This window comes from Oscillatoria salina IIICB1 (assembly GCF_020144665.1).
GTDB lineage: Bacteria > Cyanobacteriota > Cyanobacteriia > Cyanobacteriales > SIO1D9 > IIICB1.
On the sequence record NZ_JAAHBQ010000024.1, the window covers coordinates 16,168 to 39,999 of the forward strand.

General features: G+C 40.7%; 19 protein-coding genes and 2 tRNA genes. 12 read left to right on the plus strand and 9 right to left on the minus strand.

Going from position 1 to position 23,832, the window contains the following annotated elements:
• Nucleotides 1-15: 15 nt before the first annotated feature.
• The gene (locus G3T18_RS09045) at nt 16-831 is read right to left on the minus strand and encodes a vWA domain-containing protein (RefSeq protein ID WP_224410224.1); all 816 of its coding nucleotides are present in this window, start codon (nt 829-831) and stop codon (nt 16-18) included.
• 111 nt (nt 832-942) lie between these two features.
• Between G3T18_RS09045 and G3T18_RS09050 the strand changes: the two genes are divergently transcribed.
• Nucleotides 943-1,257, plus strand: coding sequence for a DUF433 domain-containing protein (locus tag G3T18_RS09050; protein ID WP_224410225.1), 315 nt, complete (start codon nt 943-945; stop codon nt 1,255-1,257).
• 39 nt (nt 1,258-1,296) lie between these two features.
• Here G3T18_RS09050 and G3T18_RS09055 read toward each other — a convergent pair whose 3' ends face one another.
• The 5 genes from G3T18_RS09055 to G3T18_RS09075 form a co-directional block, all read right to left on the minus strand.
• Nucleotides 1,297-2,730, minus strand: a complete 1,434-nt coding sequence (locus G3T18_RS09055; RefSeq protein ID WP_224410226.1) for a vWA domain-containing protein — start codon at nt 2,728-2,730, stop codon at nt 1,297-1,299.
• Nucleotides 2,731-2,927: 197 nt separating this feature from the next.
• Nucleotides 2,928-2,993, minus strand: a tRNA-Leu gene (locus G3T18_RS09060).
• 454 nt (nt 2,994-3,447) lie between these two features.
• A tRNA-Met gene (locus G3T18_RS09065) sits at nt 3,448-3,515 on the minus strand.
• Between the two features lie 369 nt (nt 3,516-3,884).
• Nucleotides 3,885-4,364, minus strand: a complete 480-nt coding sequence (locus G3T18_RS09070) for a hypothetical protein (protein ID WP_224410227.1) — start codon at nt 4,362-4,364, stop codon at nt 3,885-3,887.
• Nucleotides 4,365-5,167: 803 nt separating this feature from the next.
• Complete coding sequence (locus G3T18_RS09075) at nt 5,168-5,368, minus strand: hypothetical protein (RefSeq protein ID WP_224410228.1); 201 nt, start codon at nt 5,366-5,368, stop codon at nt 5,168-5,170.
• Nucleotides 5,369-5,665: 297 nt separating this feature from the next.
• On the opposite strand from G3T18_RS09075, the gene G3T18_RS09080 reads away from it, so the two are divergent.
• The 4 genes from G3T18_RS09080 (at nt 5,666) to G3T18_RS09095 (ending at nt 10,174) form a co-directional block, all read left to right on the plus strand.
• Nucleotides 5,666-6,877 (plus strand): DNA cytosine methyltransferase, encoded by a 1,212-nt coding sequence (locus G3T18_RS09080; protein WP_318013947.1) that lies wholly within the window; start codon nt 5,666-5,668, stop codon nt 6,875-6,877.
• A 171-nt stretch (nt 6,878-7,048) separates the two neighbouring features.
• Nucleotides 7,049-7,327: a Calvin cycle protein CP12 gene (locus G3T18_RS09085; RefSeq protein WP_224410230.1), complete on the plus strand. Its 279-nt coding sequence runs from the start codon at nt 7,049-7,051 to the stop codon at nt 7,325-7,327.
• Between the two features lie 110 nt (nt 7,328-7,437).
• Complete coding sequence (locus G3T18_RS09090) at nt 7,438-8,736, plus strand: glycosyl hydrolase (RefSeq protein ID WP_224410231.1); 1,299 nt, start codon at nt 7,438-7,440, stop codon at nt 8,734-8,736.
• Between the two features lie 310 nt (nt 8,737-9,046).
• Nucleotides 9,047-10,174 carry an acyltransferase family protein gene (locus G3T18_RS09095; protein ID WP_224410232.1) on the plus strand — a complete coding sequence of 376 codons (1,128 nt, stop codon included), beginning with the start codon at nt 9,047-9,049 and terminating at the stop codon, nt 10,172-10,174.
• A 15-nt stretch (nt 10,175-10,189) separates the two neighbouring features.
• Here the strand turns inward: G3T18_RS09095 and G3T18_RS09100 are convergent, their stop codons facing one another.
• Together G3T18_RS09100 and G3T18_RS09105 are read right to left on the minus strand one after the other, a co-directional pair.
• Nucleotides 10,190-11,134 carry a glycosyltransferase family 2 protein gene (locus tag G3T18_RS09100; RefSeq protein ID WP_224410233.1) on the minus strand — a complete coding sequence of 315 codons (945 nt, stop codon included), beginning with the start codon at nt 11,132-11,134 and terminating at the stop codon, nt 10,190-10,192.
• A gap of 81 nt (nt 11,135-11,215) precedes the next feature.
• A complete protein-coding gene (locus G3T18_RS09105) occupies nt 11,216-12,535 on the minus strand; it encodes a flippase (protein WP_224410234.1) in 1,320 nt (439 codons plus the stop codon).
• A 126-nt stretch (nt 12,536-12,661) separates the two neighbouring features.
• Between G3T18_RS09105 and G3T18_RS09110 the strand changes: the two genes are divergently transcribed.
• Nucleotides 12,662-12,826 carry a hypothetical protein gene (locus G3T18_RS09110; protein ID WP_224410235.1) on the plus strand — a complete coding sequence of 55 codons (165 nt, stop codon included), beginning with the start codon at nt 12,662-12,664 and terminating at the stop codon, nt 12,824-12,826.
• Nucleotides 12,783-13,748, plus strand: coding sequence for a glycosyltransferase family 2 protein (locus G3T18_RS09115; RefSeq protein WP_224410236.1), 966 nt, complete (start codon nt 12,783-12,785; stop codon nt 13,746-13,748). Before G3T18_RS09110 ends, G3T18_RS09115 begins: the two co-directional genes overlap by 44 nt.
• On the opposite strand, the gene G3T18_RS09120 is transcribed toward G3T18_RS09115, so the two are convergent.
• The gene (locus G3T18_RS09120) at nt 13,745-15,157 is read right to left on the minus strand and encodes an O-antigen ligase family protein (protein WP_224410237.1); all 1,413 of its coding nucleotides are present in this window, start codon (nt 15,155-15,157) and stop codon (nt 13,745-13,747) included. The genes G3T18_RS09115 and G3T18_RS09120 overlap by 4 nt on opposite strands.
• Before the next feature lie 127 nt (nt 15,158-15,284).
• Here G3T18_RS09120 and G3T18_RS09125 point away from each other — a divergent pair, with 127 nt between their 5' ends.
• The 5 genes from G3T18_RS09125 (at nt 15,285) to G3T18_RS09145 (ending at nt 23,831) form a co-directional block, all read left to right on the plus strand.
• Nucleotides 15,285-16,859, plus strand: a complete 1,575-nt coding sequence (locus tag G3T18_RS09125; protein ID WP_224410238.1) for an SLBB domain-containing protein — start codon at nt 15,285-15,287, stop codon at nt 16,857-16,859.
• A 28-nt stretch (nt 16,860-16,887) separates the two neighbouring features.
• Nucleotides 16,888-19,194: a GumC family protein gene (locus tag G3T18_RS09130; RefSeq protein WP_224410239.1), complete on the plus strand. Its 2,307-nt coding sequence runs from the start codon at nt 16,888-16,890 to the stop codon at nt 19,192-19,194.
• 652 nt (nt 19,195-19,846) lie between these two features.
• The gene (gene polA / locus G3T18_RS09135) at nt 19,847-22,783 is read left to right on the plus strand and encodes a DNA polymerase I (protein ID WP_224410240.1); all 2,937 of its coding nucleotides are present in this window, start codon (nt 19,847-19,849) and stop codon (nt 22,781-22,783) included.
• Nucleotides 22,784-22,827: 44 nt separating this feature from the next.
• The gene (locus G3T18_RS09140) at nt 22,828-23,481 is read left to right on the plus strand and encodes a hypothetical protein (protein WP_224410241.1); all 654 of its coding nucleotides are present in this window, start codon (nt 22,828-22,830) and stop codon (nt 23,479-23,481) included.
• 50 nt (nt 23,482-23,531) lie between these two features.
• On the plus strand, nt 23,532-23,831 hold the full coding sequence (locus G3T18_RS09145) for a hypothetical protein (protein ID WP_224410242.1): 300 nt from the start codon (nt 23,532-23,534) through the stop codon (nt 23,829-23,831).
• Nucleotide 23,832 lies beyond the last annotated feature (1 nt).

Consider the following 23,832-nt stretch of genomic DNA (forward strand, 5'->3'; position numbering starts at 1 on the left):
CGTCTATTTGATTTGTCAAATTTGTACGAATTCCTCTAAAAAACCTCGCTTTCCCAGTCGGGCTATGGAAGCTGCAACTGGTAATCTGGGACTGTCGAGAAGTTGTGCAATTTCGGTTACATCTGGCTGTCCAAATTGTTGAATTGTTTGTAAAACTTGGCGATCGAATATGACATTGCTAAATTCATTTTTCAGGATTGATTGAATTTGGGTAATGACGATATTAGCATTATCAGCAGGGACACATTCACCACCAGTCAGAGTGGCGATCGCGTTAAAGGCTTCGTTCGTCAGGCGATCGCGCACCATAGACAAACTATACACCTTCACCCGCTTATCTTCAGCCGTCGCCGTGACCAATTGTACATCTAAACCACTCGGACAACCATCGTGCCAGGAATCGCTACCTTTACCTAATTTTACACCTCTATTTGTTTGCATCCATGCAGCAAAACCGTGAGGCGGCGCATCTCCTACCAAAATCGCAAAACGACAGCTATGTTTGCGCCAGCGCATTTGCTGACAAGCATCCTCCACACCCCGGTAAACCGCCTCTGCACCATCGCCACCACCATCCGCCCTCAACTGGCGAATATGATTTTGCATCTTATGTAAATTATCTGTCAAAGGATAGATGCGAGTAACAAAAGAAGTATCTTGCGGTGGATGATCGCGATATTCCACCAAACCCACTTGGAGATTGATATTATTGTCAGTGGAGAGAGTAGCGATCGCATTCAAAAGTTGTTGTTGGGCTACCTGAATAAAACTACCCATACTACCTGTAGTATCGACAACAAAACAAATATCAACATAATTAAGACCCTTCATCAATTTTACCTCCTCCCAAAATAGATAAGCAAAATCTGATTTAATTAAAGCAAAAAAACAAACACCATTGAGTTAAAATAAAATCAAAACTAGCTATTTCATCTTACTCTCATGCAACTCGAAGATTACTTTAACTTTCTTGATCCCGACGACATTCGGATCAAAGGACATCGCCTTGGCATCGATAACATACTAGAATATTTTCTCGACGGATATACACCAGAAGAAATTGCTGCTATCTATCCAGAATTACAATTAGAAAAAATTTATGCCACTATTACCTATTATTTGCACAATCGGTCGGAAATTGATGCTTATCTCCTTCGTTTGCGGCAATGGCGAGAAAAACGCTATCAAAAATCGTTAGAAAATCCCTCACCAATAGCACAACGCATCAGAAAAATTAAAGCACAACGAGCCAATTAAGATGACAAAAGCCTGTAAAACTTTTGCCATCTAACTCATTTACTTATCCTTCCTTTCTGGTAAAGGAACTTCCATAATTTCCATCAACAACTCCAAACGAGATGGACGAGATAACAACGGAATTAAATTCGGCAAGGAATAGTAATCCCCCGCAAAAGTGAAAGTATCTACCTGCACCTGTCTTTCTTGCAATTTTGTCTCCATCCAGTCATAAGAAACACCGACTTTGACAATTACAACATTCGGCTGAACTTGCAATTCCTGACAATAAGCATCGAAAGCCACCCCAAAATAAGGCGCAGTATTTTCACCTTGGTCAGTTACTAGGATAATCTGCTCAACTGCCTGCTTTCTCAAGCGCATCGCCTCAACGCTACAGCCGATACTGGTTGCACCGCCAGCGCTGACATGACGAAAAGCTTTTTCCCAGTCACTCAAGTTGTTACCAGCAGCTTTTACCGGGTAAGGCATCGTATCGAAAGCATAAACAAACAAATCTGCCTCCGCAACCCCAGAAATCAAAGCAGCAATTTGCTTACCAATTTCGATCGCGCTTTCCATTGAGCTAGACTTATCTACAAGTAAAGCAGTGGGCTTTTTAATTGAGCCGCGCTTTTTCACTTGTTCGTCCATCACTCGTTCCAGTTTTGCCGCCGTTTCTGCATCCAACTGGGTAACATCAGCCGCAACGCGACTTTTTAACGCAGAGACGCGCTTATCAGACTGCGCTTGTTCTAACTTTTCGTCGATTAATTTCTTCACTTGCGCGTGTTCCATCGCCCCTCGCTTTTGCAGCGACTTCAGGTTATTAATTACCTCTTGGGGTGACATAGAATTAATCAACGCAACCATTACAGTTGGTGTCATTTGCTTGACAGCACCGATAGCAATAGTGTAAGGAATCTTTTGTTCGACGATCGCTTTTGCCTGTTCGGTAGGAGATTTCGCCTTAGCTAACTGCTTCAGTTGAAAACTCAAGCTATCCGCAGGTGGCTTATCCTTAAACAAAACCGCATCAGCACGCGCACCGGGCTTAATATGCAGCGTAGCATACAAGTGTTTCATCGCCTTACGACCTCGGAGCGCCGCGCGATCGAAAAATTCCGGGTTTGCTTCGCGCTTCTCTAAATAGCGGCGGACAGCAGTACGCGCAGAACGTGGTACTTTATTTCTGTGAACCTTCATAAAGTCCACAATTCGGGCTACCTGATAAGGAGGAAATTCCTGCAAAACTACGAAACCCGCATCCCGGTGTTCCTCCAAACCGCTAGTCAGCAAATTACCGATAAACACTTCTTTATGGTCGCGCACATCGCCGTTACGCTGATACCATACCGCCAAATGTCCATAAAAAATGGGGTCAAGTTCCACCATCATTTGATGTAATTCTGCTACTTCTTCCAGCTTGCGGTGAGGTGTAGTTAGCAAGCTGTTGAGCATTTCTAAGCGTAAGTCACGTTCTGCTGTATTCATCTTTTTACCTCCAAAATAATTAATATTTGAGCTTTCTTGGAGGCAAATGTCGTCACCTATTACGAACTAAATATTCTGCTGATTTGCCGCGCAAGTTCAAGAAACTTTGCTAACAACATTTCTACTGATTAGGGCGCGACGACAACTGCCAAAATTATGTAATTTGGTCACTTCGCGCAAGTCAGGAAAGCTGTTGTTCACACACGGGATTTGAACCCGCAAATGATGGAATCTAAATCCATTGCCTTTTCCATTTGGCTAGTATGTAAGCTTCCCTGGTTAGGGCGCGAAGTAAAATCAAATTCGGTTGATTAACTAAGTAAAGTTCCGAAACGTTCTAAGCTCAGTTTCGTAAGCTAGATTATCTAAATGATTGTCGATTATTCACATTTTAGCTAATTTTTTTAAGCTCATTTTCGCACAAGTTAAAAAAGCTGTCTTAACTTTACGCCCGTCGTACACCAGCTTTCACTAGCACTGGACACGCAAACTTCTTCTCGTTAGAGAGTGGGAATGATATCGCTAATTCGGTCGCCCGAATATCGCTACCTTAGGAGCGTTATTTTAGTTTGTAAGCTTTTTCGGTTGGGGTGCGAAATAACTCCTTTTTTTAGTTAGTCTTTTCTTCTTTCGTATCCTTCATTTAAAAAATTGGCTATTTCGACCAAAAATAAGTTGGAAAATAATTACTTCACGCAAGTTGAAAAAGCTGTTGTTTTATACACAGGAGTCGAACCTGTTACTCTCTGCTTATGAGTCAGATGCTCTACCAATGAGCTAGTATGTAAGCTTCTTCGGTTAGGGCGCGAATTAAATTTCATTTTTTAGATAACAATCGATTTTGTTTTCATTTCTTCTAGTTTTATTGAAGTTTTTGGGTTTATTTACAAATGAGTGAGGCAAGATAAGTTATCTACAAACTCAACTTTTTCTTTGCTTTTAGTTAAACTGAGATTATTCTCAGAATGACCAGGAAAACAAACGAATTTTAAATGGTTAGCCCGCGCAAGTTTATAAAGCTGTAAACAACGATCGCCGCTCTACCTAACTGAGCTAATTTCCCAACTGGAAAATATAGGATTTGAACCTATGTCAAACGAATTCCAAATGTGTGTAAGCTTTACAGATTAGGGCGCGGGAGATAAAGTTTTAATTTAGTTTTGAGCTTGATAAGCTGCTCGGATTTTTCTAGATTTTATCTCACCACGTGCTAAACAACGAGGACAACCGCAGGGTTTTCTACCATGTGCAGTGGGGAAATATCGCCAACCAACTATTTGTGGTAAATATCTGGCTTTACGAATTTCTCTTGCTTGGATTTTTCGCGGAATAATTACTTCGTAGCCGCTAGAATTTCCTAGTTTCATCAAGAGTGAGTTGGCTTCGTTTGCCGTCATTTCTTGATGTCTTTGATTGAAGTAACCTACTGAAACTATTTCGTTGTTTGGAATACGAAAGTAAATTCCGTAGATAGTTTTTGTGCCATCGCGTTTGAGTTCTCGTAACCATTGATGTGAGGTATAAAAGTTAGGTAAGACTGGCATTGCATAAACGCCGTTGTTACTAATTTTGATACCTGTTCGCAGAATTGATTTTAACTTTTTTTCTGCGGTTAAATGGACAAAGGTAGTCATGAAATATCTGATTTAAGTGGAAGAAAAGGTTACTTCGCGCAAGTTGAAAAAGCTGTTGTGTTATACAGGGGAATCGAACCCCTATCACCTGGTTAATAGCCAGTTGCTCTACCAATGAGCTAGTATGTAAGCTTTATCGGTTGGGGCGCGAATTAACTCGCATGAAGCAAGAAGTTTTTGCTAAAATTGATGGAGATTTTTGGCTTTGCTCAGAATGACATTTTTGAGTTTTTTGGTAGTAGCTAAAATTGATGGAGATTCTACTCCTACTCGCTTCGCGAGAAGCTTCGCAACGGAGAACGCTACGCGAACGCTTCGCTCAGAATGACAACTTTGAATTTTTTTGAGTTTTAGCTATGGAGATTCTATTCCTACTCGCTTCGCGAGAAGCTTCGCAACGGAGAACGCTACGCGAACGCTTTGCTCAGAATGACATTTTTGACTTTTTTGGTAGTAACTAACATCTATAGTAATAGGAGATGATTTGTGACAAGATTTAATTTTCTGGTGTAGAGACGTTGCGTGCAACGTCTCTACAAACAATGACATTTTTGGTCATAGTTTTAATGTTGATTCCGCACAAGTTAAAAAAGCTGTTTTTACATTTGACGCTCTATCCTTTGAGCTACAACGGCTTAAAATGCCGTTGGTAGGACTCGAACCTACAACCTCCCGTTTAGCAGACGGAAAATGTTTGTATGCTTCCTCGGTTGGGGTACGGAAATTAAACTTTTTACTGGTTAAAAAAGATTGAGAGTAAGCTTGATTTTTTTAGATCTTGCTATCTAAAATTTGGGCTTAATTTAACCATAAACTGCTTCGGGACGGACGATCAAATCGCCACTTGGTCGTCTGTCAACGACGTATTCAGTAAAACGATTTGTGTGAACGTCCAAATATTGTGCGAGACGGTCTTTAATTTGAGTGTCGCTCATGTTATTTTTTAGGCGAAGTTGGTTTTCGCTGAGGTCGTAGGAGCGACCCTCGAAACGAATGTGAACCATATTGTTACCTCCATAACTGCTTTTTGGTTAAAATAGAGCAGTTTTTTGGTTATGAGATTGTTTGCTTGATAAAACTTTGATTTATTTTTGCTTGTGGTGGTTTTCAGCTTGTTTGCTTGTGCCACTAAATTTATACTACATAAATAATACAAGAGTGTCAAGGGATGAGGGAAATTTTTTTTTGAGGTGGGTGCGAGAATGGGGCGATCGCGTATCCACCTAGCGCCGTAAGCGGGTAATAATAGCTCTAGAATGAGGAGAAAGACCATTAAGATTGATTCCGACAAAGAGAAAAAGGTGTCTTCACGTCGTCCGATCGCGGTAGACTTGTTTGCTGGTGCGGGTGGATTTTCCCTTGGAATTGAGCAAGCGGGGTTTGAAGTAGCGATCGCGGTGGAGTACGATCCCGTCCATGCGGCGGTTTATAGTTACAACTTCCCTCAAACTAAGGTTTTGTGTCGGGATGTCACCAGTTTGGATGCAGGCGAAATCAGACAAGCTGTAGGAGGAGAAATCGATTTAGTCTTTGGGGGACCTCCTTGTCAGGGATTTTCATCGATGGGTAAGCGTAACCCAAAAGACGATCGCAATTACTTAGTGTTCGCTTTCTGTCGTTTAGTAAAGGAATTACAACCGCGTTATTTTGTAATGGAAAATGTCCCTGGTTTGAGTCAGGGCGAACATCGACGAATTTTGCAACGGTTGAAACATGAATTGAAAGATGCAGGTTACAAAATTAGAGAACCCGTGCAAGTATTGAATGCGGCTGATTTTGGCGTCCCGCAAAAGCGCAAACGGTTATTTTTGTTAGGGTGGCGGTATAAACAGAAAGCTTTATTTTATCCTCAACTGGAGCAAAAAGAGAGAGTCAGTGTAAGAGAAGCGATCGCCGATCTTCCGGATTTGGATTTTTTTCCTGAACTGCTGAATATTGATGAAATTGAGTTAAAAATAGAACTAGAAGTAAGTGATTATGTCAAGTATTTACGAGATTTAATTCCCGATCCTGATAATTTCGCTTATCCTCGTATTTGGAACCGAAATTTGTTAACTAGCTCTCGACGTACTCAACATAAACAAGAATCAATCGAACGCTTTCACTTAACCCAACCAGGACAACTCGAACCAATCAGTCGTTTACGAAGATTAGACTGGAATAAATGCTCTCATACTTTAAGGGCGGGAACAGGTATCGAAAGAGGTAGTTTTACTTCAGCTCGTCCCTTGCATCCAGAACGCGATCGCGTAATTTCAGTTCGAGAAGCCGCCAGACTCCATTCATTTCCCGACTGGTTTCGCTTTCACTCTACCAAATGGCATGGTTTTCGCCAAGTAGGTAATGCAGTGCCACCCTTGTTAGCCAGAGCATTAGGCGCGGAAATTATTACAGCTTTAGGAATTGTCCCCGTAGTACCAGAAGCAAAAATTGCCCTCGGCGAACCATCCTTATTGAGGTGGAATCAAAAACAAGCATCGTCCTACTGGCAGAAATTAAGCTCTTCAACCTAAGCCTGAGATAATTTTTGACAAATTTGAACTTAACACCGTAGAAATAGCGCCTGAGAGAGAAAAACACCAAAACGCGGAAAACCGATCCTCAAAGCTACGGTTAGGCGATCGCCGATAACTTGAACAATAGTTAGCCTAGAGACGAAGATAATTTCTAGGAGTAGATCTTATATGGTACAGGCTATCGATCGACAAATTGCCGCAATAAAAAGAGGCGAGGGAGATCCCGAACACATTCACGAATTAGCGCAAGATGCCTTAGCATGGGCGAGAAAAGTAACCAAAGAAAAAGGTGAAGGATCGAGCGAAAGCGCCTCTGCCTGGGATACAGTAGAAGAATTACTCGCCGCGATCGCCCATCGACGCAACCAACAACCACCAGAAAACTCATTAGACCGATATTGTCGCGATCGTCCCGAAGCCGACGAGTGTAAAGTCTACGACCTGTAAGCCAAGTTGATTAATTTTACTCAAAATAACGCACCCCCACAAAAATTGGTCGGGTGCGTTACTAATAGAGACAACTTTGATTCTCTGTAGACACAATGAACAAACACACAATGAACAAACGCAACGGTTGCAAGTTTGTCACCATAATCGTAGCCACATTTTTAATTAGCGCGATCGCCTGCAACCGATTTAATGCCCGCGAAAACGAAAACATCGCCGCAATTTCCTCTCAAACCATCCCCCCAACCTTATTTGGAATGCACGTCGAACATTCCTACAAAATCCCTTGGCCCCCCATACCCTTCGCCAGTTGGCGCTTGTGGGACGTACACACCGAACAATACAAACTCACCTTTTGGCCCCATTTAGAACCCCAACCAGACAATTGGGACTTCACCGGACTCGATAAAGTCGTCGAACTCGCCCAAAAAAACCAAGTAGAATTAGTTTACACCTTCGGACTCACCCCAGACTGGGCAGCCGCCAGACCAGAAGATCCCTCTCACTACGGCGAACCTCCCTCTCCCTCCGAACCCAAAAACATCGAAGACTGGCGCGATTTCGTCCGCACAGTTGCCACACGCTACAAAGGCAAAATTCGCTATTACGAACTCTGGAACGAACCCAACCTCAACTATTTTTACACCGGAACCATCGACCAAATGGTTACTCTGGCACAAGAAGCATACACCATCCTCCAAGAAATCGACCCAGAAATCAAAGTAGTTTCTCCCTCCGTCATCGCTACCCACGAATCTTGGCTAACCAAACCTGGTAATGCCTGGCTAGACGAATACTTTCGCAAAGGTGGAGATGCCTACACCGACATCGTTGCCGCCCACTTTTATATGCCCGCCGAAAACACTCCCGAAGACAGAATTCGCCCGATTCGGGAAATTCAAGCAGTCATGGCAAAACACGAACTAGCAGATAAACCTTTATGGAATACAGAAACAGGTTTTGGCAACCGTCAGCAAAATCATTACTATTCTGATGCCGAAAGTCAAGCTTACGTTGCCCGATCTTATCTGATTTATTGGTCCCAAGGAGTCGAACGTTTTTACTGGTACGGCTGGGACAACCGCAACGTTTTAACAATGTTAATGGTAGAAGAAGATAATCGCACCCTCACCCCAGCCGCCAAAGCTTACGCAGAAATCCAAAATTGGCTGGTTGGAGCAAAAATGCAACCTTGTAGCCCCGACAGGAATAATACCTGGACTTGTCAGCTAACCAGAAACGGCGAAAATAGTTGGATAATCTGGAACCCCAAAAATGACATTCAGTTACAAATTCCCCAAAGCTGGAACGTCACCCAAGTAACAGACTTAAACGGACAAAAATCTCCTCTATCTACTTCCGGAAGTTTGCAAGTTGGACAATTACCTTTATTACTGAGTAGAAATTAATCGTCAGATGAAATGGCGATCGCCAACCATAATCAAAAACCAACAAGCTACAATAATACCCAAGCATTTTCGTACTGCGAACATCTTACCCGCTATCTGGTTAATTAACTAGATTGGAGATAAGCTACGTTGCTCAATGTAATCCTTAGTGTAGCCGACTAATACTAATCTTTATCAATGTCATCCTTCGCGAAGCGAAGGATGACAAATAATACTCGCACAGTAATCTCACAATTGTCAAACCCATAAATTCTGGATTAACATATAGCCGAAACTAACTCCAGAAAATATTCTCTCTAGGTAGCATTTAATGCAAAGTAACGCACCTCCCAAAAAAGTCAAACTCAACCTTCTCCAAGCTTTCCGAGGTATCGCCGCCTTATTAGTAGTTCTCTTTCACCTCGATCAACTAAGTAACGAAAAACTCAAACAAACTTTTCTCTTCGGCATCTTTAAATTTGGCTGGGCTGGAGTAGATTTCTTTTTCATCCTCAGTGGCTTTATTATTTTCTACGTCCATCGTCACGAACTCGGCATTCAAAGTTGGCAAAAGTTTAAAAAGTTTTGGTTGAAACGCTGGATTAGAATCTATCCCGTTTATTGGATAGTAACCTTAGCTGTCTTAGGATTATTGATTTTTGTGCCATCTTTAGCCAAAGCAGGAGACACGAATTTATTCTTTCTCCTCAAGACTTTTTTACTAATTCCTCAAAGTACACCACCACTTTTAGATGTAGGTTGGACTTTAATCTTAATTATCTTCTTTTACCTAATTTTTAGCTTATCCTATCTCCTCAAACCAAAAATTTACTTACCGCTAGTTGCAATTTTACTTTTAGGTTCCCTAACCCAATTTGTCCCCGATATCAGCATCCCGGCAGAAAATCCCTGGATAGGAACGATTTTCCACTCAATGAATTTAGAATTTGCTTTAGGTTGTTTAGCAGCTTATCTAGTAGTAACTTATCCTCTCCGCCACAGAAAAACTTTACTATTTGTGGGCGCTTTTTTCTTTATTTTCTTTGGCTTATTACTCAGTTATGGTGTAATCGCCGAAGTCCAAAACTTAAACATTTTGGGCATTGAATTAGGAATAAATCGCGTTTTCTTCTCCGGAATTCCATGTTTTATCATGTTAATTGGCGCAGCATCTTTAGACATAAATAAAGGAACAGATGTCCCCAATTTTGTTAACTACCTCGGAGATGCTTCTTACTCAATTTACTTAATTCACAGTCCGATTATTTCCGCATTAACGCAAATTGCTGCCAAATTAAACCTAGTTAATCTTATTGGTAACTCCTTAATAATTAACCTACCGATCGGAATAGTATCAGTAGGCATTGGTTGCGTATTTTACTCGATAGTCGAGAAACCAGTAGTAGAGTTTTTGCGGCAAATCATAGTCAAAAAGAAAGTACCTCCAAAAGCAATTTAAATTGACATTTTCACCTTACCAACTTTGAGATAAATTCATTCCTAAAGCTTTTTTAACTTTACGATTAACCTTTTTCAGTAAATTAGGTTGATAATCGTAATAAGTATTTTCTGTAAAGCGATCTGCTTCAAGATTACGCACCACATAAGGAGGATGTTTGAGAGGAAAACTCATTGCTTCGGTAGTCAAATTATTGTACTGACTTCTTGCTTCCGTCGTGTGAGTAGCATCCTCGTTATAACCAATGTAAGAAATTAAATTAACCGCAGGAAGAATAGCTAAACCACCTTGAACCCAATTCGCAAAAGTCCATTGAAAATCCCACCAATCTCGCTTTTCTGTATAAGTAAGCTCAAAAGTATGCGACCAAACTTTTGCCGCACGAGCATCGCCTAAAATATCAATTAGCAAATTTTTATCGCGGATTTCAGGCCACAAATTCAGCTCGTAATCAAAATGTTGCCAAGCACGTCGCCAACTAGCCCAACCCCAACAATGATTGTAGCGAGAAAAGTAATAACTGTAATCGGTTCGCTGACGACCAAATTGAATATTTAATCCGCAAATTGTCATGATTCTTTCATCATAACGGTAGCGATCTAATAACTCTTCACAGTAGCGAAAAAAGGTTGGATCTGGTAAACAATCATCCTCCAAAACGATCGCCTCTTCCACAGTATCAAATACCCAATCTAAACCCGTTGCTGGACGCTTCCCGCAGCCTAAGTTGAGATCCGAGTAATTTTTCAGAACCTCGCAATCCCAGTCCACGCGGTCAATTATCGCACGAGTAGCGGCACATTTTTCCGCTTCCCCTGGTTTATCGGCGCGGGGTCCATCAGCAATTACTAGAAGTTTTGGCGGTTTCGCTTGACGAATAGCCTCAAATACTTTCTCCGTCGTCTGAGGTCGATTAAAAATAATCATGGCTACAGGAGTATTTAATTGCCAACTGCTCATGTTTATTTTTCCTCCATGCAGGTAAAATTGCTACAAATCTATTTCTTTCACCAATATATCTTTAGTTACCAGATTTGGCGGCTATCTCCTCAATAAACTCAGTAAAGTTATTGCTTTAGTTTGACTCCAAAAAATTCGGCGAGTTTCTGGGTAAAAAGCACCTGCTAAATAAGAAGCAAATACTTGGGAAATGACAGTAGCCCAGGCTGCCCCTATTGCTCCATAAGTATCGATAAAAAGGCTATTTAAAATAATGTTAATAACTGCACCAACGGCAGTAGTGGCGGCGGAAAATTTCATTAAATTTTCTGTAGTCAACCAAGTTGAGCGAGCAACTCCCAAGGTAACAAATACACCCGCCCAAATATGAATGGTTAAAATTTCTGCGGCTTCAGCATAGCTATTTCCATAAATCAAAGTAATAATAAAGCCTGACAAAAATGTGATCGGAATAGCAACCGAGTAACTAATAACTGACATTAAATTAAAAAGTTTTTGAATTCGTTTGTAATAAACAGTTTCGCCAATTTCTTTAGCTTGAACAATCGAAGGAAAAACCGAATTAACGATCGCAATTGGTACGAAGTACCACATCTCGGATATTTTTACGGCGGCGGAATAAAGTCCTACGGCTGCATCACCAATCATTTGTCCGAGCATAATTTGGTCAATACGCATATAAATCATAATGACAATTCCAGACAAAATCAGGGGCCAACTATCTTGAATTAAAGACTGAGCACGAGAGAAGCTAAATCGCCATGCTTGAATCAAATTGTTCGTAATTTGATAAACGATTACCATGCCAATTGCCGCAAGGCTATATTCAGCAAAAGTCGCTGCTGCAAAAGCCACTACTGGCGCATTAATTTTAATTAAAATTACCTTGATAACATTACTGAAAATATAAGCAATATTTTTTGCCCAAACTACATATTTAGCTTGAACTTGCGAGCGAAACCACAACTCAATAATTTCTGCCGAGCGAAAAATTGCGCCCCCAGCAATAATGGCAACTAACAGTTGCAGTTGTCGATCTTCTGGACGAAGTAAAGAAATAGTTGAAAAAGCTAAAAAAGCAGTGACAATACTCGCAAATAGCTTTAAAATGAAACTGGTACCAAGAGTTTTTGGGTTATCGGTTTGAGAGCGAGCAAGGTCGCGGACGACAATATCATCTAAGCCAAGTTTAGCAATTGGATCGAATAACCAAACGATCGCGATCGCGTAATTAAAAAGTCCAAAATCTTCTGGACCTAGGTAACGAGCTACCCAGACACCCACCAGTAAACCCAAACCCATCTGGAAAATTTTTTCAGAAAACAGCCAGAAAGTGTTGCCAATTAGTTTGCGTAAATCAGGGCTGAGAGTTTTCGGAAGATCGATAAGTTTTTTGAACATCAAAACTTCTCAAGAAAGGAGCATTTTGAGGAGTGGTCAATTACTTATTGTAGGGCTTAGATTGAGATACCGCCCAGAGAAACAAAATTAGTCGAAAAAACTCTCCCAGAAGAAAAACGAGCAAAGATGCTTACGGAGAGAACGGCGGCAGCGATCGCGTTCCACAGATATTTCTTCCGGCGTAAAATGAAGATTAATTCGATCGCTAAAATAATTGCAACCCTTCTGGTTCAAGCTGACACAGCAGATGAAGCCCTTAGTTTCCATACTTATTCCTTGCTACAACGCTGAAGCATTTTTAGCAGAAACCCTCGAATCTGCGCTCTCCCAAACATGGGAAAATAAAGAAATTATCGTTGTTGATGACGGTTCGCGCGATCGTAGCCTGACAATAGCCAAACAGTTCGACTCTCGTGGAGTTAAAGTCATCTCTCAGGAAAATCGCGGCGCAAGCGCCACCAGAAATCGAGCCTATCAAGAGTCTCAAGGAGATTTCATCCAATATTTAGACGCAGATGACTTGCTTGCACCCGACAAAATCGAGCGTCAGATGCAAATTTTTGCTGAGGGAAATACCGACTATGTAGCAGCCGGAGAATGGGCAAAATTTTATCAACATCCCTCCGAAGCAGTATTTGAACCAGAACCATTTTGGACCGATCTTGCACCCATAGAGTGGTTGATTTCCCTTTGGGACAAACCTTCAATGATTCATCCTGGTGTTTGGTTAGTACCACGTCACCTTACTGAAACTGCGGGACTCTGGGATGAAAGACTTTCTCTAGACGATGATGGCGAATACTTTTGTCGCATAGTTCTAGCCAGTGCTGGAGTGAAATTTTGCCGGGATGCTAAAGTTTTTTATCGTTCTGGTATTTCTGGAAGTTTGAGTGTTGCTAAATCTACTCAAGCATGGAAATCACGCTTTCTGTCTTTAGAACTATGTAAAAATTATTTACTAGCAAAAGAAGATAGCCTTTCTACCCGCAGAGCTTGTGCTAATAGATTCCAACGTTTTTTCTACGAAGTTTATCCTAACGTGCCAGAAATTTGTCGCCAAGCCGCAGAAAGAGTCAAAGAGTTAGGAGGTTCGGATGTCCAACCAGTTATCGGACCCAAAATGCGACCTTTCGCCCAAATTATCGGTTGGCGACAAGCAAAAAAAATTCAACATTTTGCTTATAAATATGGATTAAGTTCCGCAGTAAGTTAATAAAATTTTGATTGTAATTGAGCGAGTTCTTGAGATTTTTCTGTTGATTTGAACGCATTTTTATCTAGATCGATACTCGTCCGGATTGCCACGACAACATACCAAAAGAAAACGCTAGTTACACCGACAATTCCGCTTTCAGTAACATTAGTCATTAAAGTATAAGTTAGTAACAAAATCGGGATTCCGGCAGCAGGCATTTTCGCTTTACCAAGATAAATTACTGCTTTGGCAATGTTGGTAAAAAACGATAAAATCATGACCGATAATCCCAACCAACCTATCTCTGTAGCCAGATCCAAAAATCCATTGTGAGAATGAGGTGGTGCAAAACCAGTTTTGGTAACAATTATATCGGCTGCTGGATTATCCAATCCTCGCCAAGGTTGCCAAAATCCACTAATTCCATAACCTAATAAGGGTCGTTCGTTAATTTTATCAATGATTAGAGGCCAAAAGTCAGTTCTTCCGGTTAAAGTTAAGTCTTTATTCAAAGTATCGACAACAATAAATTCCACATTTTCGGTTAGTAAAACAGTTAAAATTATACTGACGATTAGGAAAATAATTACCGAAACAAATGCCCACTGCGGTTTCAATCTTTTGACAAATCCCAGATAAAACCAAAGACCAACTAAACCAACAGCGATCACTTTACTGGCGCCACTATTGCCTTGATTTAGAGCGAACAAAGCTAAAAGAATTATTACTAAAGAAAAACGACGCTGTTGAGGATAGTAAAAAGCATGAATCATCCAAATAACGGCAGTAAAAGCCATGAAAAACGAAAAATGATTTTTGTGACCGACAATCCCTCCCCAACCAATATCTAAAACTCCTTTAGAAGGAACTAATAAAGCATAATAAAGACTGAGAATAAGGACAACAAGACTCAACCAACGTAAGAGATCGTAGAGTTCTTGCCAAGAATATTGTTTCGCTGTATAAAAAGCAATGAGAGCAGTTTCGAGAATAACTAAACTACCTCGAAAAGTAATCCAGGGAGTGTCCGACCAAAAAGCCGAAAGTGTTATTAACAACAGTAAGATAAATAAAAAAGGCTCTCGAACGAGAACAGTAAAGAAAACTTGGATTAAGTCTTTCAACGTATGGCGCAGCCGAGAAGATAATAATAAAATGAAAATGATATAAGTAGTAATTTGGGCAACAATTGTCGGTGGAGTGGTAATTGTTAAAGCTAATAATCGGGGATGAAACTTGGGAAGAGGAAACATAGTTGCGCCAGTTTCCCCGATAATCACAATAATGAAAGTAGCAATTAAAACTTTTTCCAGTTTCGCAGCAAGTTGAGAATTTCTGCTCAGATAATGAAACGAGATAGCAAGATAAACAACACCGATACCCAGAATCAAAGCTAAAATTAAAGGATCTTTGAGTAATGCTTTCATATCGCGATCGCGCCTAGAAAAGTAAGTGAGTACAGACTAACAAAATTTACTCTCTCTTTTGTTAGCCTAGCTTATAGCTACTAGAGCTAAAATGGCATCGAGTTAAATTGACGAGTTAGTAAGGGCGGTGAGAAGTTCCCTTGCCTTGCTAGCAGAAAATAGAAATTATACCTGTATCTTAGGGTTGATGACTAAAGTTGTGCTTAAATTAACTTCCAAACGTGTAGCTAGTTTGACTGCACTAGCGTGGATAGCAGTCAGTGGTTTTGCTCCCGGATTAGCTCAAGTGCCAAACTTTAATAATCTAGCTCCTCCAACTACACCTTTTAATAATAATTTTCCTCCACCAGGAAATTTTGATGCCTATTTGTTAGGGGGAGGCGATCGCCTGACGATCGATATTTTTGAAGTTCCCCAATATAGCGGTATTTACCAAGTCCCGGCTGATGGCGTGATTCAGTTACCTTTGATTGGTGGAGTCAGAGTCGAAGGATTAACGATTCAAGAAGCCTCTCAACTAATCTCAGCCAACTACGATCGCTTCCTCAAACGTCCTCTAGTAACCATTAGACTGCTTTCAGCACGTCCGATCAACGTTTCCGTATCCGGAGAAGTAACTCGTCCCGGTAGCTTCACCGTCAGTTTAATCGGTGGTGCCGGAGACAATCCGGGCGTACAATATCCGACGCTCGCTCAAGCTTTGAAACAAGCAGGAGGAATCACTCTCGCTGCCGATCTTACTCAAGTTCAAGTAAGACGCAAAGTCTCGCCAAATAGCGATCGCACTTTTACCGTTAACCTGGAAGACTTCGTACAAAGTGGTAGAGGCTCTCAAGAGTTAACTTTACGCGATGGAGACTCAATTTTCGTCCCCACCGCAACTCAAGTTAGTCTCAGAGAAGTACGCCGACTCGCTACAGTTGACTTTGCCGCCGATCTCGAAAGAGCGCGTACTGTCGCAGTGGTAGGAGAAGTACAACGTCCGGGAGCTTATACTTTAGCTGGAGTTGCTACCGCCGCCAGCACCAACCAACTTGCAGGTATCACTGGCGGTTTACCTACCGTTACCTCCGCGATCGAGCAAGCAGGCGGAATCAAACCTTTAGCTGATTTGCGCAATATTCAAATACGACGACAAACTCAAATTGGTACAGAGCAAGTTATCGAGATTAATCTCTGGCAACTACTGCAAGCAGGGGACATCAATCAAGATACAGTAGTGCAAAATGGAGATACAATCGTTATTCCCAGAGCCAGAGAAATCTCCGCCGCCGAAGCTGCCGAAGTTGCTTCAGCTCGTTTTTCCCCGGAAACCATTCAAGTTAGTGTGGTGGGAGAAGTCAGAAGTCCGGGAGTGATTAATATTCCACCTAATACCCCTCTCAATCAAGCCTTGCTCACCGCAGGCGGATTTGACCAAGCGAGGGCAGATGAAGAAGATGTGCGCTTAATTCGCCTCAACGAAGACGGAACTGTGATTACTAAAGAAGTTAACTTCAGCATCACTGAAGGTGTAAATGAACGTAGCAATCCGATCCTGCAAGATAACGACATTATAGTTATCGGTCGTTCCGATGGGGCGAGATTTGCCGATAGACTGAATACAGTATTGGGTCCAACAGCAGCAGGTTTAGCTTTGTTTTCGATTCCCAGCCGCATTGTCGATGTTTTGAGAATTTTGGGAATAGTTAACTCTAATTAATCATTAAATTCAGACGGGGAAAGCAAATATGGATACTGGAAACGAATATCAAACATTTAATTCTCGAAACGGCGGCAAATATCTCGATTCCGATAGTGGATCTCGCGAAATTTCCAGAATGCCTGTGGAAGCTACGCCAGAACAAACAATGGATTTGGCTTGGCTATTTGCCGTTTTGAGTCGCCGAGTTGGAGTAATGGCTTTAGCCGCAATCATCTTGAGTGCTATTTCTGGCAGTTTGATTGTTTGGAATTCTAAGCAAACTGAAGATACTTACAATGGTTCGTTTCAAGTGTTGGTAGAACCTGTAACGGCTGAGGGTCGCTTGTCCAAGCTGTCCTTGCTAGCACAAACAGGAACTTATACTCCACCAACAGAACTGACTAAGGTTGGCGTAGACCAAACTGACTTGATTGACTACCAAAGTCAAATTCGTGTTTTAACCAGTCCGAAACTGCTCAAACCAGTAATTGAAGAGTTAGAGAAACAATATCCCGATCTTACTTATGCTGACTTAATTCAGAACTTGCAAATTAGCCGTATTACCGCAGAAAAAGAAGGTAAAGAAATCGGCACGAAAATTTTACAGATTCAGTATCAAAACGAAGACCCTCAAAGAATCGTCTCGGTTTTGGAAACTCTCGAAGCAGCTTACTTAGGTTATTCGCGAGATGAGCGGCTTAGAAGCTTGCGTCAAGGAATTAAATTTATTGACGAGCAACTGCCAGAGTTGCGACAGCGCGTGGAAACTTTACAGGGACAATTGGAAAAATTGCGCCAGCAATACGATTTGAATTTTCCCGAACAAACAGCCAGAGATTTATCCGATCGAGCTTTGAGTATTAAGACTCAGAAGGTAGATACAAAGGCAAATTTGGAACAAGTCCAGGCAAGATATACTAATCTTGAGCAAGCAATCCAACAAGGAAATATCCTGTCAATTTTGTCTTTGAATCAAAGCACTTATCAAACTTTGCTCACTCAGTTACAGGTTGTCGAATCGCAAATTGCCCTTCAGTCAACTCAATTTCGCGAAGACAGTCCGCCAATGCAAGTTTTGCTGGAAAAACAGCAAAATTTACGTCGTTTGCTCACAGAAGAAGCTGAAGATGCTTTGGCAGGTATTGCAGTCCAGATTCAAGAATTACAAGCACGCGATCGCTATCTGACTGCCAAAGAAAATGAGGTTCTCCAAAAGTTAGCACAATTCCCGACGGTTTTGCGGGAATATTCTGATGTACAACGAGAATTAGAAGTTGCTACCGAAAGCTTGAAGCAATTTTTAGAGAAACGGGAAGATTTGAACTTAGATGCTTCTCAGCAAGATGTACCTTGGGAAGTAATTTCTGAACCGGGATTATGGATTGACCAGAATGGAGAATTAATTCCGGCTGCTAGTAAGAATACTAAACGGAAGTTAGCGATCGCGGTTATTCTCAGTACACTCCTTGGTGTCGGTATTGGTTTTATTGCTGAAATTCTCCACACTGTTTACCATAACCCGGATGAAGTTAAAGGTGGCACTAAGTTACCAGTTCTCGGTGCAATTCCTTACGCGAAAAAACTCAAACAATACGAGAAAAAATACGCTCAACTTGCCCGCAATCTCGATCCTAACGAAATTAATCCCTCGATTTATCCTCAACCAGAATTTACCGCAACTTTTTTAGAAGCTTTCCGCTCGTTATATACGAATATCTCTCTACTTGGCTCGAAAAACCGCCCCATTCGTTCCTTAGTAATTTGTTCTGCGGGACCCGAAGACGGCAAATCCACTATCGCCCTCCAACTCGCCCATACTGCGGCTGCACTTGGTCAACGAGTTTTGTTGGTAGATACTGATTTACGTCGTCCCCGACTTCACTTGCGCTTAGGTTTACCCAATTTGCGCGGACTCAGCGATGCGGTACAAAGCGATTTAAGCTTGAATGATGTAATTCAACAAGCACCTACTGAGAAAAACCTCTTTTTCTTAAGTGCAGGACAAACCGATCCCGATCCGATTAAAAGCCTTTCTTCGCAAAAGATGCAATATTTGATGGATCAATTTCAAGGCTTTTTCGATCTAGTGATTTATGATACTCCACCTCTTGTCGGTTTAGCTGATGCTCATATTCTCGCAGCTAATGCTGACGGAACTATTTTAGTAGTGCGGATGGAGAAAACTGACCGTTCTTTACTCAAGAAAGGTTTAGAAGAACTCAGAATTTCTGGTGCATCTGTTTTGGGTATGGTAGCGAATGAAGTTAAGGGCTATACTCCTAGTTCTTACGCTGTTTATCACCGCAATTATCGCAATCGCCCTAATTTCCGGGAAGATGTTCCTACGGTATAAATAATCCGGTTGGATGTAGAGAGGTAGCTCTCTACACCAAATAATTGCATAAATGCGAAAATAACTAATAGCAAATAATTGAAAAATTAGCCCCAAAAAGTTATCCCGCCTAGCCACTAGATATAAGAGCAGCTTTGGGCGGGTAACTTAGAGAATGAATATAGATAACTATCTTGTTAATCCGAGTCAGTTACAAAGGTGAACAACTTTTCCTCAACAAATCTTCTTTCTTTAGATACATCTACTTCGCCGATTCAGGCGATGATTATGGTAATAAACGCCGACACTACTTACAAACCTCTCGAATCTCCTGCTCTACTAAGTGAACTAACTATGGGCTAAAGTGAAGCGTTCAACCATCATTTTGCTGTAGACTCCAACCAGAAGCAGTTGGGGTGAATTCAGAGCCGCAGGCACAAGCTCTAATTCTAGTTTTCTTCCGAAGCAGGTGTACTTCGTTGTGCCTACTTTTAAGTTAGCAGAAGAGTTGGGGAATGTACCTGCTATTTACTAAGTTTTACAGTAGTTAATTTCTCTCAATATTTTCGTGAATAGTTGTTGAGTAGTCCTTGACAAAAAAATTTTTGAGTTTAAGAATAGCTTCATCCGTGTCAAGAAGTAGAGGTGCGGCTAAGTCGATTAAAATAAAGCTATGGTCAAAACTACTTCTACTTCTAACCCTTCTACGGCGGGCGAAACACAGCCGCTACTGATTTTAGTTGACGGTCACTCGTTGGCGTTTCGGAATTATTACGCTTTTGCGAACAGTCGCGATCGCGGTTTGCGGACGACTAGCGGAGTCCCTACGAGTGTGTGTTTTGGCTTTCTGCGGTCTTTGTTACAAGTAATGGAAGTCCAGCAACCGGAGTCAATGGCGATCGCGTTTGACTTGGGTTTACCAACTTTTCGTCACGAAGCGGATGACACTTACAAAGCTGATAGACCAGGCACTCCGGAAGATTTTATCCCTGATTTAAAGAATTTACAACTTTTGCTGGCTGCTTTGCAAGTCCCAGTCGTGACCTCTCCGGGCTACGAAGCTGACGACGTTTTAGCCACATTAGCCAAACAAGCTAGCGAAGCCGGGTATCGAGTCAAGATTGTAACTGGCGATCGGGATTTATTTCAACTTGTCAATGACAAAAATCAGATTAGTGTTCTTTATTTAGACCGCAATTCTTTTGGTTATTCTTCCAGAGGTAATCTTAATGAATTTAACGAAGCAGAAGTCACGGAAAAGTTAGGTATTGAAGCCGATTTAGTAGTTGATTATAAAGCACTTTGCGGCGATAAATCAGATAATATTCCTGGTGTTAAAGGTATTGGCGATAAAACCGCAATTCAGTTGCTTACTGAATATGGCAGTTTAGCAGAAATATATGAAAATTTAGACAAGATTAAAGGTGCAACTCAGAAAAAGTTAGCAGCAGGAAAAGAAGAGGCGGAACATTCGCGACATTTAGCCCAATTAAAATTTGATGCACCGATAGAAATAACTCTCGAAGATTGTCATTTACAAGGCTTCGATACCGCCGTCCTCAAACCTTTATTAGAAGAATTAGAACTGAAAACTTTTCTCGGACAAATTGATAAATTACAGCAACAATTCGGCGGAACACCCGAACCGGAAATCTTAGACGAAACTGAAGAAAGTTTTGAAGATGATGACCTCTTTTTCTGGAGTCCCGAAGAAACCGAAAAAGCTGAATTACCTGAAGAAGTTACTATCCAAACTCAAGTTATTGATACTCCCGAAAAACTCAACAAATTAGTTGAACAGTTAGCAACTTTTCAAGACAAAAATTTACCCGTCGCTTGGGATACAGAAACCTCAGATTTAGAACCAAGAGACGCAAAATTAGTCGGAATTGGTTGTTGCTGGGGAGAAAAATCAAACGAGGTTGCTTACATTCCGATTAATCATAGCGAAGGAAATAATCTCGAACAAGATCGAGTTTTCACAGCCTTACGGACAATTTTAGAAAGTGAAACTTATCCGAAAGTTTTACACAATGCTAAATTTGACCGTTTAGTGTTATTAAATCAAGGGATAAAACTGGCGGGAGTTACCTTTGAAACAATGTTAGCCAGTTATTTATTGCAACCAGATAATAACCACAATTTAAGCGATGTTGCAGAAAGATATTCTCTGGGAGTGAAACCGAAAAGATACGCGGATTTGAATATTCCTAAAGGTAAAAATATTGCCGATTTGGATATCAAAACTGTTGCTGATTATTGCGGTTTAGATGCTTATGCTACCTGGAGTTTAGTTCCGAAATTACGCGCAGAATTAACACAAATTCCTGAATTGCATCAATTGTTATTGGAGGTTGAACAACCTTTAGAACCAGTTTTGGCGATGATGGAACATACAGGAATTAGGATAAATCAAGCCAAATTGGAGAAGTTTTCGGAAAAGTTATCAGCAGATTTACAAACTTTAGAAGCTAGGGTTTATCAAGCAGCAGGAGAAGAATTTAATTTAGGTTCTCCGAAACAGTTAAGCGTAATTTTGTTTGATGAAGATAAACTGAATTTAGACCGCAGAAAATCGCGCAAAACAAAGACAGGTTATTCGACAAACCACGCGGTTTTGGAAAAATTACAAGGATCTCATCCGATTATTGATGATATTTTAGAATATCGCACTTTGTCGAAATTAAAGTCAACTTATGTGGATGCTTTACCTGCATTAGTCCGCGAGGATACAGGAAGGGTTCATACTAATTTTAATCAAACTGTGACCGCAACGGGAAGGCTATCTTCTTCTAATCCAAATTTACAGAATATTCCCATTCGGACGGAGTTTTCGCGACAAATTCGTCAAGCGTTTATCCCCGAATCAAATTGGTCATTAATTTCGGCTGATTATTCCCAAATTGAGTTACGAATTTTAGCGCATTTAAGTAAAGAACCAGTCTTAGTCGAAGCTTACCAAAATAGTCGCGATATTCATACAGTTACCGCGCAACTGTTGTTTGAAAAGGAAAATGTTACGTCTGACGAACGTCGTTTGGGAAAAACAATTAACTTTGGTGTAATTTACGGAATGGGTTCGTTTCGGTTTGCGCGAGAAACAGGAATTGACCCCAAATTGGGGAAGGAATTTATTGAGAAATATCGTTACAGATATCCGCGTATTTTTGAGTATTTAGAGGGAGTGAAAAAAGACGCGATCGCGCGAGGTTATGTAACCACAATTCATGGTCGTCGTCGCTACTTTAACTTTACTAGCAGAAATTTGCAACAATTGCGGGGTCATAAACCAGAAGAAATTGACCTCGATAAACTGAAAAATATCGGTCAGTTTGACTCTCAATTACTTCGCGCTGCGGCTAATGCGACGATCCAAGGTTCTAGCGCTGATATTATCAAAATTGCTATGGTCAATCTGCATCAAATTTTACAGAATTATCAAGCAAGATTACTGTTGCAAGTTCATGATGAATTAGTGTTAGAAGTTCCTCCGGAAGAGTCTTCAGAATTGCAGCCAAAAATTCGTGCGACAATGGAAAATGCAGTAGCTTTAACTGTACCTTTAGTGGTAGAAGTACGCGCAGGAGATAACTGGATGGAAGCAAAGTAAACTAGGGTGTATTTTGGCTAATTTTTCCGGAGTTTATGTAAAAAATGGACGTTTTTCTCTTTTATCTTTTTCCGATAATATTTGTTTTAATTTTTCTGGGAATCACGTATTTTTGGGAAGTAAGAAGAAGTAAGAAAATTCGCGCGATCGCGCAAAAATTAGGCTGGCAATTTCACCAAGATAATCGTAATAATATTTTACCGATTAATCCTCATTTTAGATTAACAGCAATTTGGTATAATAGACAAAATTTTCGCAATATTTTATTTTGTAGAATTAAAGGGAAAAATATCTATATCTTTGAAAATTATTACTACGCAAATAAAAGTAAAAATTATCGGACTGGAGTATTAATTGAAGACTTACGCTTGCAATTACCAGATTTTTCTCTCGAACCAGATGCTTTATTTTTAAACAAATTTGGACAAAAATGGCGAAAAAGAAAAATATTTTTTGATAGCCATCCTCGTTTCTCAGAAAATTATTTACTCTTAGGAGAAGATGAAGATCGCATTCGTCAATTATTTAATGAAGCAGTGCTATTTTTCTACGAAACTCAGGGTCTTTTGTTAGGTATCCGTACAGAAGTGAGAGGAAAGCAATTTCTTGTCTATCGTCGAAATTATCGCTATCAACCAGAAGAAATGGAAAAGTTTCTAGCTGATTGTTTATGGATTTTTGAATTATTTGATTCGTAAGTAACACCGCCAATAATGTTATAATTATCTTAAACTAGCTAATAAGAAAAATGTCAGAAACACCAACAAGAAAACCCGAAAAAACTGTATATCCAGATCCAGAAATCATGGCGTATATGGAGCATCAAGCAAAATTATTTGATTTGCAACGAGCCGAGTTACTAAATAAATATAGGGGAATGTATGTAGTTTTTGAAGATGGAGAGGTACTAGATTTTGATCGAGACGAAGTAGCTTTAGTAATACGAACTTATGAGAAAATGGGTAGGCGACCAATGTTTGTGCAAAAAGTGCTTCCTCAAGAACCACAACCTGTAGTTAGAACTCCTTATCGTCCTATGGAAACCTAAT